The sequence below is a fragment of the Streptomyces sp. NBC_00190 genome (assembly GCF_036203305.1).
GTDB lineage: Bacteria > Actinomycetota > Actinomycetes > Streptomycetales > Streptomycetaceae > Streptomyces.
On the sequence record NZ_CP108131.1, the window covers coordinates 1,160,511 to 1,176,485 of the forward strand.

Annotated in this window: 12 protein-coding genes; 4 read left to right on the plus strand and 8 right to left on the minus strand. The window is 72.9% G+C overall.

The genetic code is table 11. From position 1 onward, the window contains the following. Positions 1–7 precede the first annotated feature (7 nt). From OG429_RS05850 to OG429_RS05865, 4 genes are all read right to left on the minus strand, one after another. Positions 8–1,957 (minus strand): APC family permease, encoded by a 1,950-nt coding sequence (locus tag OG429_RS05850; RefSeq protein WP_328924210.1) that lies wholly within the window; start codon positions 1,955–1,957, stop codon positions 8–10. 51 nt (positions 1,958–2,008) lie between these two features. Continuing rightward, entirely contained in the window at positions 2,009–3,436 is a 1,428-nt protein-coding gene (locus tag OG429_RS05855; protein WP_328924211.1) for a PucR family transcriptional regulator, read from the minus strand. Positions 3,437–3,611: 175 nt separating this feature from the next. Further along, positions 3,612–4,067, minus strand: coding sequence for a (2Fe-2S)-binding protein (locus OG429_RS05860; RefSeq protein ID WP_328924212.1), 456 nt, complete (start codon positions 4,065–4,067; stop codon positions 3,612–3,614). Positions 4,068–4,114: 47 nt separating this feature from the next. Continuing rightward, positions 4,115–6,325, minus strand: a complete 2,211-nt coding sequence (locus tag OG429_RS05865) for a xanthine dehydrogenase family protein molybdopterin-binding subunit (protein ID WP_328924213.1) — start codon at positions 6,323–6,325, stop codon at positions 4,115–4,117. Positions 6,326–6,848: 523 nt separating this feature from the next. On the opposite strand from OG429_RS05865, the gene OG429_RS05870 reads away from it, so the two are divergent. Then, positions 6,849–8,270 (plus strand): PP2C family protein-serine/threonine phosphatase, encoded by a 1,422-nt coding sequence (locus OG429_RS05870; protein WP_328924214.1) that lies wholly within the window; start codon positions 6,849–6,851, stop codon positions 8,268–8,270. An 85-nt stretch (positions 8,271–8,355) separates the two neighbouring features. Here OG429_RS05870 and OG429_RS05875 read toward each other — a convergent pair whose 3' ends face one another. Then, positions 8,356–9,852, minus strand: a complete 1,497-nt coding sequence (locus tag OG429_RS05875) for a DNA-binding protein NsdB (RefSeq protein ID WP_328924215.1) — start codon at positions 9,850–9,852, stop codon at positions 8,356–8,358. Between the two features lie 231 nt (positions 9,853–10,083). Here OG429_RS05875 and OG429_RS05880 point away from each other — a divergent pair, with 231 nt between their 5' ends. The 3 genes from OG429_RS05880 to kstD all read left to right on the plus strand — a co-directional run bounded on the left by OG429_RS05880 (position 10,084) and on the right by kstD (position 13,943). Next, entirely contained in the window at positions 10,084–11,208 is a 1,125-nt protein-coding gene (locus tag OG429_RS05880; protein WP_328924216.1) for an aminoglycoside phosphotransferase family protein, read from the plus strand. Between the two features lie 241 nt (positions 11,209–11,449). Next, entirely contained in the window at positions 11,450–12,064 is a 615-nt protein-coding gene (locus OG429_RS05885) for a hypothetical protein (RefSeq protein ID WP_328924217.1), read from the plus strand. A 79-nt stretch (positions 12,065–12,143) separates the two neighbouring features. After that, the gene (gene kstD, locus OG429_RS05890; protein ID WP_328924218.1) at positions 12,144–13,943 is read left to right on the plus strand and encodes a 3-oxosteroid 1-dehydrogenase; all 1,800 of its coding nucleotides are present in this window, start codon (positions 12,144–12,146) and stop codon (positions 13,941–13,943) included. Positions 13,944–13,953: 10 nt separating this feature from the next. Here kstD and OG429_RS05895 read toward each other — a convergent pair whose 3' ends face one another. From OG429_RS05895 to OG429_RS05905, 3 genes are all read right to left on the minus strand, one after another. After that, positions 13,954–14,454 (minus strand): hypothetical protein, encoded by a 501-nt coding sequence (locus OG429_RS05895; RefSeq protein ID WP_030960903.1) that lies wholly within the window; start codon positions 14,452–14,454, stop codon positions 13,954–13,956. 85 nt (positions 14,455–14,539) lie between these two features. Then, positions 14,540–15,358, minus strand: a complete 819-nt coding sequence (locus tag OG429_RS05900; RefSeq protein WP_328924219.1) for a maleylpyruvate isomerase family mycothiol-dependent enzyme — start codon at positions 15,356–15,358, stop codon at positions 14,540–14,542. Between the two features lie 43 nt (positions 15,359–15,401). Beyond that, complete coding sequence (locus OG429_RS05905; protein ID WP_328924220.1) at positions 15,402–15,815, minus strand: ACT domain-containing protein; 414 nt, start codon at positions 15,813–15,815, stop codon at positions 15,402–15,404. Positions 15,816–15,975: the final 160 nt, after the last annotated feature.

Here is a 15,975-nt window from a genome sequence, read left to right on the forward strand (position 1 = left end):
GTACCGGTCATTTCGGCGTGACCGGGGCGAGCGGGGTGTCCGCGGGCTTCGCCGACTGCAGCAGGTACGGCACGTCGATCACCGCGACACCCGAGGTGAACAGCAGCCGCGCTTTCAGCCGCAGCGCGTTCTGGTTGTGCAGGGGCTGCTCCCACCAGTGGCCGACCACGTACTCCGGGATCACCACGGACAGCATGTCGGCCGGGCCGTCCGCCACCAGCTCCTCGACGTGGGCCAGGATCGGGCGGACCACCTCGCGGTACGGCGAGTGGAGGATCTTCAGCGGGAGGCCCGGAGCGTGTTCGGCCCACGCCGCGCGCAGCCGGCCCGCCTCCTCCTCGTCCGCCGCGACCGTGACCGCCGTCAGCGTGTCGGGGCGCAGGCCCTGGGCGTAGCCGAGCGCCTTCAGGGTCGGGGCCTGCACGGAGGCGACCAGGACCAGTACGTGGTGGCGGGCGGGCTTGCGCGGCTTCGCGCCGGGGGCGATGGCGACTTCGCGGGCGACCTGGTCGTAGTGGCGGCGTACGCCCTTCATGCCGAGGAAGAGCAGCGGCATGGCGATGACGACCAGCCAGGCGCCGTGCGTGAACTTGGTGGTCAGGACGATGACCAGGACCAGGGCGGTCAGGGCGGCGCCGACCGCGTTGATGGCGAGCCGGCGGTGGATGTGCACCCGCTCCTCGCTCGCAGTGGCGGGCGAGGCGAGTTCTCTGCGCCAGTGCCGGACCATGCCCGCCTGGGAGAGGGTGAAGGAGACGAAGACGCCGATGATGTAGAGCTGGATGAGGCGGGTCAGTTCGGCGTCGAACGCGACGATCAAGGCGATGGCGGTGAGCGCGAGGAGCACCACGCCGTTGGAGTAGACGAGCCGGTCGCCCCGGTTGAAGAGCTGGCGCGGCGCGTACCGGTCCCTGGCCAGGATCGAGGCGAGCATCGGGAAGCCGTTGAAGGCGGTGTTCGCGGCGAGGATCAGTACGCCGGCGGTGACGGCCTGGAGCAGGTAGAAGAGGAAGTGCCAGCTGCCGAAGGTGGCCCGGCCGATCTGGGCGAGGGCGGTGGAGGTCGGGGTGCCGGGGGGCAGGCCCAGCTCGGTGGGGTCGGCCGCGACGTGCACCTGGTACGTCATGGCGAGCACGGTGATGCCCATGAACATGGTCACCGAGAGCACGCCCATCGCGGCGAGGGTGGTCGCCGCGTTCCCGGCCTTGGGCTTCCGGAAGGCGGGGACACCGTTGCTGATCGCCTCGACGCCGGTCAGGGCGGTGCAGCCGGAGGCGAAGGCGCGCATCGCGAGGAAGACGAGCGCGATCCCCGTGTAGGTGCCGACCGCGGTGATCGGCAGGTCGGCGGATTCCGCGCGGATGGTGTCGCCGGTCGCCATGCGGACGGCGGCCCAGGCGAACATGAGGTAGATGACGAGCACGAAGCCGTAGGTGGGGATGGCGAAGACGCGCCCCGATTCGCGCACACCGCGCAGGTTCATCAGGGTCAGCAGCACCACGAACCCCACCGACAGGACTACCGCGTGGCCGCTCAGCGCCGGGATGGCCGAGGTGATCGCGTCGACGCCCGACACCACGGAGACGGCGACGGTCATCACGTAGTCGACGAGCAGGGCGCTGGCGGCGGTCAGGGCGGCGGTCTGGCCGAGGTTCTCGGAGCTGACGACGTAGGCGCCGCCGCCTCCGGGGTAGGCGTGGCAGGTCTGCCGGTAGGAGGCGACGACCACCACGAGGAGGAAGACGATGGCGGCGGCCGCGTACCACGTGAGGTGGAGCAGCGCGACGCCGCCGAGGGCGAGGATCAGCAGGATCTCCTCGGTGGCATAGGCCACTGAGGAGAGCGGGTCGCTGCAGAAGATCGGCAGGGCGAGCCGTTTGGGCAGCAGGGTTTCCCCCAGGCGCGCGGTGTCGAGGGGTTCACCGACCAGTACGCGTTTCGCATTGATGCGCCTCATGGAGGAATGATCGTCGACGTTTTGCGCCGGTCTTCCCTTTTGCCGCCTGTGTCACCCGGCGAGCTCCTCCGCCCGGTGCGCCAGCCACAGGTCGTGGCGGGCGCTCGGGGACTGGAGGAGGGAGCGTTCCAGAACTGCCTCCACGCGGGACAGCCGCTTGCGGGCGCCCGGCACGGAAATGCCCAGCGCCCCGGCGGCCGGGACGAGTTGGGCGTCGTGCGCCAGCCAGACGCGGACGGTCTCGCGGGCGCCGGACGGAGCGTCCGGTCCGGTCAGCGGGCCCAGATGGGAACGGGCCCACGCGGTCAGGCGTGGATCGCGCAGCACCTCGTCGAGGTCCGGGGCAAGCGCCGCGCCCGCGCCCTGCCCCCCGCCCCCCGGACCGCCCGAGGTCAGCCGCAGCGCCAGCGAGAGCGCCGCCTGGTCCGCGAGCCGTGCGAGGTCCAGGCCGAGCAGCGTCTCGACCAGGCGGAGCCGGGCGGCGAGGGTGTTGCGATGGATCTTCAGCAGCCTGGTCGCGTGCGAGGTGAAGTTCAGCCAGGCGTGAGCGGTGGCCCGCAGCTCCTGTGCCCCGGGGTCCTGGGGGCGCCGGGGCTCGTGCGTGTGCAGGGGAGCCAGCAGGGCCTCGGCCCAGCCTGCCCCCGCTCCGTGGGCGGCGAGCGCCAGTTCGGGGCCCGGCCCGAAGCGGGCGTGCCGTTCGCTCCGGCCGCGGGCGACGGCCAGGGCGTGGAAGGCCTGGGTGTAGGCGGCCGGGGCCTCGCGCAGGCCCAGTTCCCCGCTGACCCCGACCGCGCAGTCCGGGGCCACCTCCACCAGCGCCACGGCCAGGGAGTCGTGGTCGGCCGAGGCCGCCGCCAGGTCCGCCGGGACGAGGAGGATGAGGTGGCGCACGTACGCCGGGCAGCGCACGATCCAGGCCCGGCCGCCCGTCAGCTCCTCGCACCGCCGGGCCACTTCACCGCGCCGACCGGTCCGGCATTCCACGACGTACATGCGCATCGGCTCGGGCAGCGAGGACCCCAGCGTCTCGGCGATCTGGTGGGCGACGGAGAGCCGCCCGTTCATCAGCAGGTGCAGCACCGCCTCCCGGGCCCGCGACTCGGCGAGCTGGGCCCGCTCCTCCCGCCGCGCGGCCTCCTCGGCGCGCAGTACGAGGGCCAGCGGTACGGCGGCGTCCGCGAGCAGCGTGGCCGCGCCGGGGTGCTGCGGCTGCTCCAGTACGGCGGCCAGCGCGCGCCCGCCGTCCAGCGCGAACAGCAGCGTGGCGGAGCCGCCGTGGTGCAGGACGGCCGACCGTACGCCGCGGGCGCTCATCTCGGCGGCGCCCCGCACGGCGGACTCGGGCCCCGGCCCCTGCCCGTCGGCGTCCACCACACCGGCCCACCCGCCCAGGCGGGCGGCGAGCCACCCCAGCAGCGCGGCCGAGCCTCCGGCGTGGGCGAGCCTGTGGACCTTGAGGATGTCGTCGGACCGGGGCACGGCCGCATTCAACCATCCGCCGCACACTGTGCGCAGTGATACCCGTCTCGGACCGTCACTGGGCACAGCGCACCCTGCGGAGGGCTCTCCACCCGCATACGCTGTGACGAGCGGCCGGATCCCGGCGGGGGCGCTAAGCGCCCGGTACGGGGGAAGCACCGGGGTCCGCCGCCGCTCACATCCTGGCGGCCGCGCTGCGGATGGCCTCCCGGATGCGGAAGTACGTCCCGCACCGGCAGATGTTGGCGATGGCGTCGATGTCCTCGTCCGTCGGCTCGGCGCTCCGCTTGAGCAGTGCGACGGCCGCCATGATCTGGCCTGGCTGGCAGAAGCCGCACTGGGCGACGTCCTGTTCGAGCCAGGCCTCCTGCACCGGGTGCAGCTCGTCCCCGTTCGCCAGCCCCTCGATGGTGGTCACCGACTTCCCCGCGCAGGCGGAGACGGGCACCACGCACGGCCGGATGTCGGTGCCGTCGAGATGACTGGTGCAGGCCTTGCAGACGTCCACGCCGCAGCCGTACTTGGGGCCGTTGACCCCGAGCATGTCGCGGAGCACCCACAGCAGGGGCAGGTCGTCGGGCGCGTCCACGGTGACGCTCCGCCCGTTGACGGTGAAGGTGTGGGAGGGCACGGCGTACTCCTGGTTCGTGGCTGCGGGGATCTGTGGGCCTGCGGGGCTCAACGGGGGTAGGGGGTGAAGTCGACGTCGAAGTCGAGGGGGAAGCTGCGCGGCTTGGAACCGGTCGCCCGCGCCCAGGCGTTGGCGATCGCGCCGACCGCCGCGGGGACCCCCAGCTCGCCCGCGCCGCCCGGCTCCTCCCCGGTGGCCGGCAGGACGTGGACCTGTACCTCGCGCGGGGTGTCGCGCTGCTTCGCCCAGTGGAACTGGCTGTAACTGCCCTCCAGCGGTAGTCCCTTGTCCAGGTGCAGGCCGGCGCGCAGGGTGGTGGAGATGGCGTCGGTGAGGCCGCCGATCATCTGGGCCTCCAGGCCGCGCGGGTTCACGGGCAGGCCCACGTCCACGGCGATGACCGCCTTGGTCACGCGGACGTGCTCCGGGTCGCGGGTGTCGATCTCGACGAGGCAGGCGGTGCGGGACTTGTACTCCTCGTGGAAGGCGATGCCCTGCGCGCATCCCGCGGGCATCGGCCGCCCCCACCGTCCTTCCGTCGCCGCCTTGTCGAGCACGGCGCGCTGGGCGCCGGTCTTCAGGAAGGTGCGGCGGAAGCGGTACGGGTCCTTGCCGGTCGCCGCGGCCAGTTCGTCGACCACGATCTCCTCGGCCCCGCGGGTGTTGGCCGAGTAGACCGAGCGCCAGGAGCCGGTGGGGATGCCGGTCGGCACCTCGGTGAGGGCCTGCGTGGTGAGACCGAAGTGGTACGGGGACTTCACCGTGGTGAGGAAGAGGGTCTGGGCCAGTGTCGCGTTGCCGATGCCGAGCGGCAGGCTCGCCGCCGTGGCGGTGATGATCTCGCCGAGCCCGTGCCGGAAGTCGGTCTCGGCGGCGGCGACCCGGTGCTCGAAGCTGAGCACCTCGCCCAGCAGGTGGGTGGCCCGGATCTTGTGGTGGGTGGCGGGGCGCATCCGGCCGTGCCGGGTGTCGTCCACACGGGTCCACATCAGCTTGACCGGGCGGCGGCAGGCCTTGGAGATCCGGGCGGCCTCCAGGGCGGCGTCGAAGAAGAGCCGCCGGCCGAAGGATCCGCCGGCCTGGACCACGTGCACCTTCACCTTGTCCAGGGGCAGGCCGAGGTCGGCGGCGATGGTCTCGCGGGCCACGATGGGGGACTTGAGGCCGGACCAGATCTCGGCGCGGTCCTCGGTCACGTCGGCGACGGCGGAGTTGGTCTCCATCGGCGCGTGACTGACGAACGCGAAGTCGAACTCGGCGTCCACGTACGGCGTCAGCAGCGGCGGCACCAGCAGCGGCGGGGTCGCGGCGCGCAGCTTCGTACGGATCTGCGTGTCGGACAGCGCGTCGGCGGGGCCGGGGCCCCAGGTGACCTGGAGGGCGGCCTTGGCGTTCAGGGCCTGACCGAAGGTCTCGGCGACGACGGCGACCCCGGTCGGGACGGTCACCACGTGCAGGACCCCGGGCATGGCCTGGACGGCGGCGGTGTTGGCGACGGACTTCACGCTGCCGCCGAGGGTGGGCGGGCGGCGCACCACACAGGGCTTGGCGCCGGGCACGTCGAGGTCGAGGGTGTACCGCTGGGCGCCGGTGACCATGGCGCGGGCGTCGACCCGGCTGGTCGGCCGCCCCACGAGGGTGTGCTGCGCGGTCTTCTTCGGGGTGGCGCCGGGGACGACCAGGCCCGGGTCGGCGGCGGCCGTGGCGAGGGAGCCGTAGTCGGCGGTCCGGCCGTCGGGGGCGCGGACCGCTCCGTTCGCGGTGGTCAGCGTGGCCGCGGAGAGGCCCCAGCGGCGGGCGGCGGCCGCCACGAGGCGGGCCCGGGCGGTGGCGGCGCACTGCCGGACCGGCCCGTAGAGGGAGCGGATGGAGTTGGAGGAGCCGGTGAGCTGGTTGAAGACCAGCTCGGGCCGCGCGTCGTCCAGTTCCACGCGTACGGCGGCCAGCGGCGCGTCGAGTTCCTCCGCGACCAGCATGGCCACGGCGGTGGTGAGGCCCTGGCCCACCTCCTCGCGCGGCAGCCGGAAGCGGATGGTCCCGTCCGCCTCGACGGCGAGCGCCAGCAGGGCGGAGGTGGGCGCGCCCGCCAGGATGAACAGGTCTCCGAGGTCGATGACGTCGGCGATGGCGGGCAGGCTCGGCACCACGGCGTGGGCGGGCTGCGGGGCGAGGGCGTCGGCCCCGGCCCGGGTGACGAGGGCCAGCGTCGGCGCCGCGACGAGGTACGTGAGGAAGGTACGGCGGCTCCGCCCGGTCATGATGCTGTGTCCCCACCCCTGCACGGGCCCGTGTGCGGACCTCCCCCGGCTCGTTACCGACACGTAGGGTAGCGATCGCCGCGCGGGCTGGGAAGCGGAAGCGCAGAGCGGGGTCCTTCGTTCGAGGGGTACCGCACCGGAGGGGTGACCGGTGCCCCACGGCCCGGACCGCTCGCACACCTCGCGCGTACACACGACGAACCGCCGCGGAGCAGCAGGATTCAAGCCACGGGTGGACGACTCCGGGGCCCCCTCGGCCGGCGCGGTCCAGCACGTCCACCAGGCGGCCGGGCACCCGGCTGCGGAGATCTCCCGGTGCCAACCTCCGCCCAACGCCGCCCCCACAGCGGGTGGCCGGAAGTATTCGTACAGGCGAAGCGATACCGGAAGGCCCTTGGCATATGCCACATGCAAGTCCTTAACGGATGTTGCCAAACTCCTTACAGGCCGTCGCGGCCTGTGCCACAGTCGTAACCGGTTCTTCCTCCAGACTTGGCCGTGCCGCGCCTGTATCGGAGTTCTCATGCCGTCCCACTTGTTCGCGGACCGTCCCGCGCAACCACCCGAGCCGGGGTCGGTGGACGCACTGATCTCGCAGACCCGGCGCCTTCGGGGTGAAGTGGACGCGGTCCGCCGCGACACCGTCGTCGACGACGACGACGCCCAGGGCCGCTGGCAGCGCGCGCTGTGTGATCTCGCCGTCCACCACCTCGACGACCTTCGCGAGCACCTGGGCCAGCTCAAGGAGGGCCTGCCGCCCGCGCCCGACACCGTCGAATTCCCCTCGGCGGCCCCCGAAGCCGGGCCCGAGGCGCAGACCCGCGTCGGCAGCGCCGAGTGGAACCTGCTGACGGACGAGGTCAGTTGGTCCGACGAGCTGTTCCAGATCTTCGGCCGGTCCCCCGAGTCGGGCGCGCTCCCGCTCGACGAACTGGGCTCCACCCTCTTCTCCGAGGACCAGCCGCTGCTCACCGCGTGGGTCACCGCCTGCCTGGTGGACGGCAAACCGATCGACGGTGAGTTCCGCATCGTCCGGGCCGACGGGAGGGTCCGGACCTTGCAGATGAGAGCCGAGCCGGTACTCGACTCCGACGGCTGCACGGCATCCATGTGGGCCGTGCTGCGGGACGTGAGTGAACTGCGCCGGAGCCAGCGGGCGGTGCGCGAGTCACGGGACTCGCTGCAGCGCCAGCGGGAGATCGCGCAGACCGAGCACCGGCTGGCGGTCGAGCTGCAGGAAGCCGTGCTCCCCCCGTGGCGCGGCTCCCTGCGGTTCCCGTACAGCAGCTCGGGCTCGCTCGACGTGGCCGCGCACTACCTGCCGTCGGCGACCCGCGCACTGATCGGCGGCGACTGGTACGACGCCCTCGAACTCCCCGACGGACGCTCGATGCTGACCGTCGGCGACCTGACCGGGCACGGGGTCACCGCGACCTCCGGGATGGCGATGATGCTCGGCGCCCTGCGCGGCATGGCCATGGCCGGCATCGAGCCCGGCCCCCTGATGGGCTGGCTGAACCAGCTCCTGGAGACCTCCGTACAGCCCGCGCTCGGCTCGGCCGTGTGCTGCCGGTACGATCCCGTGCGCCGCGCGCTCTCCTGGGCGCAGGCCGGACACCCCGCCCCCCTGCTCTTCCGCCACGGCTCCGGCCGCTCCCTGGCACCGCCGGAGGGCGTCCTCCTCGGCGCCACCTCCGGAGCCTCGTACGGGCAGGCCGAGGAGCGACTGGAGGTCGGCGACGTACTCGTCCTGCACACGGACGGGCTGACGCCGCGCAGCATCGAGTTCAGCCGGGCCGACGGAGCCGAGCGGCTGCTGGCGCTCGCGCCCCGGTTCTCGGCGGCGCGGTCGGCACAGGACTGTGTGCGGATGGTGATCGAGGAGTTCGGCGAGAGCGAGCGCGAGGACGACGCCTGCGTGCTGGTGGCCCGGGTCGGCTCCTGAGCGGGAACAGCCGCGGGAACAGCCGTAAGGCTTCAGGGCCGCGCCGGAAGGCGCGGCCTTTCTCGTCTCCTTTCGCCTCCGGCCACTACACCTCCGTACCGCGCGGGCTGCGCGGTGCCGGGATGTCAGGCAGGGCCAGCTCGATCTCCTCGCGCAGGTCCTCGATGCGCGCGTACCCCGCGTACTGGCCGGTGAGCCGGTACATCTCGCGCAGCCGGTCCCATGTCCGGTGCGAGGAGGTCTCGTTGATCGACACCAGGGCCAGCCGGGCGTAGCGGTCGGCCTGTTCGGGATCGTCGGCGATGAAGCAGGCCGAGGCCATCGAGATGTAGTCGAAGATCTGCGAGCGCTGGTAGCCGTCGCCGCGCAGCCGCAGGGCCTCCTTGGCGTGGCGCGCGGCGATCGGCGCAGCCGTGGCGTCGTGGTCGGCGAGCGTACGGTACGCCAGCGCCTGCATGCCGTGCAGGTCCGCCTCGTCGAAGTGCTGCATCCAGCTCGGCGGCGGTACGTCGCCCTTGTCGGAGACGAACAGCTCCTCCGCCTCGCCCAGGGTGCGGCGCATGGCCTGGCCCTTGCCCATGGCGGCCTGCGCCCAGGCCTCGATGGTGTGCAGCATGGCGCGGGTGCGCGGCAGGGTCTGCTCGCCGGAGCCCGACTGGGCCAGCTTCATCAGGTCGAGGGCTTCGTTCGGCTTGCCGAGGTGGACCATCTGGCGCGCGGCCCGGGACAGCGCCTCGCCAGCGCGCGGCCGGTCGCCGCCCTCGCGCGCGGCGTGCGCGGCGATGACGAAGTACTTCTGCGCCGTGGGTTCGAGGCCCACGTCGTGGGACATCCAGCCGGCGAGCACGGCGAGGTTGGCCGCCACCCCCCATAGCCGCCGCTGGAGGTGGTCGGGGTGGTGGTAGGCGAGCATCCCGCCCACCTCGTTGAGCTGGCCGACGACCGCCTTGCGCTGGAGGCCACCTCCTCTGGAGGCGTCCCAGGCGCGGAACACCTCGACGGAGCGTTCCAGTGCCTCGATCTCCTGGGAGCCGATGGGCGCGGCCTCGTAGCGGTCGTAGCCCGCGGGGTCGGCCTGGAAAGAGCCCCCGAAGCGCTGCGTCTCCTTGGCGAGGGCGGGGTCGGTGTGGAGCCAGTCGTGCATGGCGTTGGTGAGGGCGGAGCCGGCGGTGAGCACGGCGCCCGCGCCCATCAGACCGCGACGGTTGAGCATGAGGTCCATTCCCGTGAATTCGGTGAGGACCGCGGCTGTGCGTTCGGGCGCCCATGGCATTCCGTCGGGGTTCTCCTGACCCCCGTCCGGCTGCCTTCTGCTGGTGCGCCGCTGCCGTACGAACCCGAGGTCCTCGATGGTCACGACACGACCGAGCCGCTCGGTGAACAGTGCTGCCAGTACCGTGGGCACCGGTTCGCGCGGGGACTCCCCCATGTCGATCCAGCGCCGTACCCGCGAGGTGTCGGTGGCCAGCTGGGGGTGGCCCATGGCCGCCGCCTGCCGATTGACCATCCTCGCGAGTTCGCCTTTCGACCAGCCGGCCAGGCCGAACAGGTCGTTCAAGCGGGTGTTCGGACCTTTGCTCACGTCAAGCCCCCAGGTTCTCGGCTGAGTTGACATTAGCCCGCCGTCAGATGCCCGGCGACTATTCGCCAGGCTTCGCCAGGGCACGCTCGATGATGCGCCACCCACGCCCGGGTGTCTGGTTGGAATGCGCCTCCCCGCCCCGGTTCACCGGCGGAGCTCCCCAGGGTGAAGTACGGGATCCGGCGGGGCGGCGTACGCAAATCGTCGGCGCACGAAGGGATCCGTAACGCCATGTACGCAGCAACGTCCTCCGTGTCCGCCCCGGTCCGGCCGCACCGCACGCTCCCGGCGGGCGGCGGCTCCTACCTCGAACCCGGCCGTCCCGCCATTCCGGCGCAGGGCGCCGTACGAGCGCGGCGGATGCCGGGAGCCGGATCTCAGCCGCTCAGCGGAAGAATCGACCTCTCGGGGCCGCAGGGGGCGCAACTGCGCACCGCGCTCGCCTCGGTGCAGCGGATCTGTCCGGAGTTCGCGCCGGTCCAGGTGCTGCGGCGCAGCGGCCGGTCGGTCCTCCTGGTGGGCACCACCGGACGGATGACCGCCGTCGCGAAGGTTTTACTGGACCACTCGCCCGAGTGGCGTGAGCGGTACCGGCACGAAATAGGAGCATATCGGACGTTCGTCCGACACCGCCCGCCGGTCCGCGTGCCGCGGCTGATCGCCGCCGACCCGGAGAACTGCGTACTGATCGTCGAGCGGATGGCGGGCCGGGTCGCGGCGCTGCAGCGGCATCCCGTGGAGGCCCCGCCGCGGGTCGACGTACGGACGGCCCTGGGCGCGGTGTGCCGGGTCAACCAGTGGCGTCCGCCGGCCGATCTGTTCGGGACCCCGCTGAACTACGCGCGGCGGATCGCCCGCGACTACGAGCTGGGCCTGCTGACCGACCGGGACCTCGGTGACCTGCAGAAACTGCTGCACGGCGTCAAGCTGTCGGGCACGTCCCTGCAGTTCAACCACGGTGACGCGCTCCTGTCGAACCTGCTGCTGTCCCCGGCCGGGCCGGTGCTCCTGGACTGGGAGCACGCGGGCTGGTACCTGCCGGGCTACGACCTGGCCACCCTGTGGACGGTGCTGGGCGACGCCCCGGCGGCGCGCAGCCAGATCAGCCGGCTCGCGCAGTCGGCCGGTCCGGCGGCGCGGGACGCGTTCCTGGTCAATCTGATGCTGGTGCTGACCCGGGAGATCCGGATGTCGGAGACGGCGGTCCAGCGCTCGATGCTGGCGACCGCTCCGGCCCAGCCCCTGATGGCCGGCGCCCTGTCGTCCGGAGAGGAGCAGCGGCTGTTGCTGCGCCGGCTGCACGACGACGCCGGAATGGCGCGCGGAGCGATCCGCGCGGCGGTCGGCACCCGCTGACGCGTCCCGCGTCCCCCTTACGCGAAGTCCCGCGGCCCCCACCGCCGCGGGACTTCGCTCGTACGCAAGTGCGTACGTCGGCACGTACGCGGGCGCACACCCGGGCGCGTACGCCGCGAGGCGGATCCGCCTCCCCCGCACGGCGGAAGCGGATCCGCCCGGCGGGCGATCCGCGCGCACCGCGCGGCTGCGATCTTCGGATCAGACCGGGCAACCGCTGCCCGCCACTCCGGAGGTAGCCATGTCCGTGCATGCCGGGACGAGACCGTCGGGCGGCCGCGTGCGCGCCGCCTGGAGGGCCGCGCACACCCCCGTGGCAGGAGTTCCGCGCTGGGCGCGGATCGCCGCGTACGCCATCCCCTTCACCGTCCTGCCGTCCGGCATCTGGCGGCTGGGCCTCCTCTTCGTCGACCATTCCGCGGCGGACAGCGGGCGGCTGCCGCACTGGCTGCCGCTCGACGTGTACGTCGTCGTCCTCTCGGTCCTCTCCGAGCTGCTGGCCTTCACCGCCGTCGGGCTGGTCGCCGCCTGGGGAGAGGTCGTGCCCCGCTGGATCCCGGTCCTCGGCGGCCGGCGGATCCCGGTGGCCGCCGCCTGCGTCCCGGCCGCGCTCGGCGCCTTCGCGCTGACCGTCCTCTGGACCGTCCTGGCGGCGGTGACCCAGGTGGCCGGGACCACCGTCCAGGGCGATCCGCTGCCCGACGACTTCCCCAGCGAGGCGGGTGGCTGGAGCGCGGTGTGGTTCTACGTCTGCTACACCCCGCTGGTGCTGTGGGGCCCGCTGCTGGGCGCGGTGACGGTGGCGTACTGGAGGAGGCGTGCGGGCGGCGGCGCCGGAGCCCTTGACATCACATGATCCCCCGAACACCTTTTCTGACTCAGCATCAGACATGCTGGAGCCGTTCCCTTCCTCCCCACACCGCTGGAGCCTGCCCATGTCCGCAAGCGCTTCGCGCACCTCCCCCGACGGCCTCCCGTCCAGACGTACCGTCCTCGCCGGGACGGGCGCCGGGGTGCTCACCGCCACCGTGCTGCCGTCCGCCGCCGCACGGGCCGTCGGCGCCGGTGCCCAAGAGGGGCCACCGCTCGGCGAGTACGACGTCGTCGTGGTCGGTGCCGGGGCCTCCGGGATGACCGCCGCGCTCACGGCCGCCAAGCGGGGGCTGAGCGTTCTGGTGGTGGAGAAGGCGCCCACCTTCGGCGGGTCCGCCGCGCGCTCGGGGGCCGGGATCTGGCTGCCCAACAACTCGGTGATCCTGGGCGCCGGGGTGCCGGACACCCCGCAGAAGGCGGCGGCGTACCTCTCCGCGGTCGTCGGGCCCGAGGTGCCGGCGGACCGGCAGGCCGCCTTCCTCGCCAACGGGCCGCGGATGCTGGACTTCGTGATGGCCAACAGCCCGCTCAGGTTCCGCTTCATGGAGGGGTACAGCGACTACTACCCCAACCTGCCGGGCGGGCTGCCGAACGGCCGCTCCATCGAGCCCGACCAGATCGACGGGAACATCCTCGGTGCCGAACTGGCCCGGCTGAACCCGGCGTACATGCCGGTCCCCGCCGGGATGGTGGTCTTCAGCCAGGACTACAAGTGGCTGAACCTGGCGGCCGTGAACGCCAAGGGCCTCGCGGTGTCCACGGAGTGCCTGGCTCGCGGCACGAAGGCGGCGCTGCTGGGGCAGAAGCCGCTGACGATGGGCCAGGCCCTGGCGGCCGGGCTGCGCGCCGGGCTGCAGCGGGCGGGGGTGCCGGTGTGGCTGAACAGCCCGCTGGTCGACCTGGTCCAGGAGGGCGGCGCGGTGACCGGGGTGGTCGTGGAGAAGGAGGGCGTACGGGGCACCGTACGGACCCGGCGCGGCGTGGTCATCGGCTCGGGCGGCTTCGAGCACAACGCGTCGATGCGGGCGCAGTACCAGCAGCAGCCGATCGGCACCCAGTGGTCGGTGGGGGCGAAGGAGAACACGGGCGACGGGATCCTGGCGGGGCAGCGGGCCGGGGCGGCGCTCGCCCTGATGGAGGACGCCTGGTGGGGCCCGTCGATCCCGCTGCCCGGGGAGCCCTACTTCTGCCTCGCCGAACGGACCCTGCCGGGCGGGCTGATCGTGAACGGGAACGGCGCGCGGTTCGTCAACGAGGCCGCCCCCTACAGCGACGTGGTGCACGTGATGTACGAGAAGGACCGGGGCGCGACCGGTTCGCACATCCCGGCGTGGCTGATCGTGGACCAGAACTACCGCAACAAGTACCTGTTCAAGGACGTCCTGCCGATGATCGTCTTCCCCGACTCGTGGTACGAGGCGGGCGCGGCGAAGAGGGCGTGGACCTGGGACGCGCTGGCCGGGCAGATCGGGGTCCCGGCGGCGGCGCTGCGGGCGACCTTGAACCGGTTCAACGCGCAGGCGTGGAACGGGACCGATCCCGACTTCCACCGGGGCGACACGGCGTACGACCACTACTACACGGACCCGGGGGTGACTCCGAACTCCTGCCTGGCACCCGTCTGGGCGCCGCCGTTCTACGCCTTCAAGATCGTGCCGGGCGACCTGGGCACGAAGGGCGGCATCGTGACGGACGCGCGGGCCCGGGCGCTGCGGGCGGACGGCTCGGTGATCCGGGGCCTGTACGCGGCGGGGAACGCGAGCGCGGCGGTGATGGGCCACAGCTACGCGGGGGCCGGATCGACGATCGGCCCCGCGATGACGTTCGGCTACGTGGCGGCGACCGACATCGCGGACGCGTGATTCCTGTGGATCAGCCCTGCTGGAAGAGCTCGGCGGGGAGCGGCTTCAGGAGGGCGTAGAGGTCGTCGGTGATCGGGCGGTCCCAGCTGGCGATGGTGACCAGCACGTTGTCGCTGCGGTCGAACTGGACGCAGGAGATGCGGGACTCCGACAGCTTGATCTTCCGGACGATGAGGAGGTTGTCGCCCTGCATGACGGGGCAGTCCTCGACGCCGGTGACCTCGACGTCCTCGTCGTTCTCCAGGGCGTCGAGGAGCTGGGCGACCTCGAAGGGGACCTGGCCGTCGGCGAGGTCCCGGGCGGGAGAGCCCTCCGGGAGGTTGCCGATGATCATCGCGGGGCCGCGTCCGCCGAACAGGTCGTAGCGGAGGAAGACACCCTGGCAGCTGCCGTCGGGCGCGGGCAGCAGCCCGGCCCCGAGATTGCCCGGCCAGTCCCCCGGGTCCATGGCCAGGACGTCGAAGTCCGGGCCGGCGGGGGTGGCGGCGCGGTGGCGGCGGAGGAAGGACATGCCGCCATGGTACGTGGCCGCACGGGTTTTCCGGCCCGGGGGCCCGCATCCCCGACCTGGCCGGGCCGCCCGCCGGTCAGGCCCGTCAGACCGGCGGGACCAGGGTGAAGTAGTGCGCCAACAGGGTGGCGTCGCCGGTGACCCGCAGGCCGGCGGCGGGCAGCCGGCGCCAGAGGAACAGGGCGAGGTCCGAGGCGGTCCCGGCTGCCTCGACGTCCGCCGGGGCGGTGTCGTCGGGCGTCGGCAGGACCTCGTCGCCGTCGAAGAGGACGGTCCAGGATTCCGGGCCGTCCGTACGCCGGAAGCGGTACCGCTCCCCCGCACCGGCCGGTGCGCCCTGCCAGGAGCGCCGTGCCGGAGCCATGACCTCGAAGGTCTGGGCCACGGCGTCCGCCGCCAGGTCCGGATCGAGCGGGGCCGGGGCGCCTTTCACGGACTGCGCGTCCCAGCGGTGGAGGGCCAGCTCGATCGTCTGCATCCGCAGCCAGAAACCCGAGCTCTGTTCGGCCGACCAGGTCCAGACCGCCGCGTCCGGCCCGAGCTCGCGCAGGAGCGCCTCCAGCTCCCGCGCGCCCTGCGCGAACCAGTCCGTCAGCCCCTCGGGCGCGGGGCCCGGGCTCGGGGCACGGCCGGGCATCGGCCAGGCGGCCAGTGCCTCCGGGTCGGCGGGCAGACCGTACAGGGAGAGGTCCGTGGGGTCGGGTGCCTCGGTCAGGCGTTCCCGCAGGACGTGGCTGAGGTAGCGGTGCACTCCCCCCAGGTGTCCCACGAGGTCGCAGACCGACCAGCCGGGGCACGAGGGGACCAGTGGCGCCGGCCCGCCGGGGTCGAGCGCCCCGCGGACGGCCTTCTCGAATGCCGATGCCTCGCTCTGGAAGCGGGTGAGCCTGGAGTCGTGGTCCATGGGATCACTCTGCCCCGGCCCCGCCCGGGGCCCCCTGCTTGAGCTACGGGCGAACGTCTGCGGAGCGACCGGCGAGTTGCTCCAGGACGGCGACGGCCTCCGCGGCCCGGTCGGCGGCCACGAAGAGGTGGTCGTGGTGGTAGCCGGCGATGACGTTGCAGCTCAGACCGTGTGCGCCGAGTTCGGCCGCGAAGGCGGCGGTGAGCCCGACGGCGTCGAGGGCGGAGTGGATCCGCAGGGTGATCCAGCCGGCCGTGTAGTCGTAGGCCAGGCCGGCCGCGTCGGCGTCCTCCTGGCGCAGGACCAGGGTGAGGCCCTCGGGCTCCAGGACGGTGGCGACGGGTGCGGTGCCCGCGGGGACGGTGGTGCCGGGGACGGTGCAGAACACGTACCGGCCCTCGTTCAGTTCGGGCCGCATCCCGCTCAGCAGCTTCCGCAGGTCGCTCTCTCCGCTCATGCCGTCACCCTATCCACGGGTGTCGTCCTCGGAGAGGCGGCGGTACCACCGGGCCGACGGGACGGAGCCCCGGCCCCGGTGCCCGGCGTACGGCACGGGGTCGGGGAGGGTACGGCGGCGGAACTCCGCGTCCAGCAGGCACAGTACGCGGCCCGGTGCG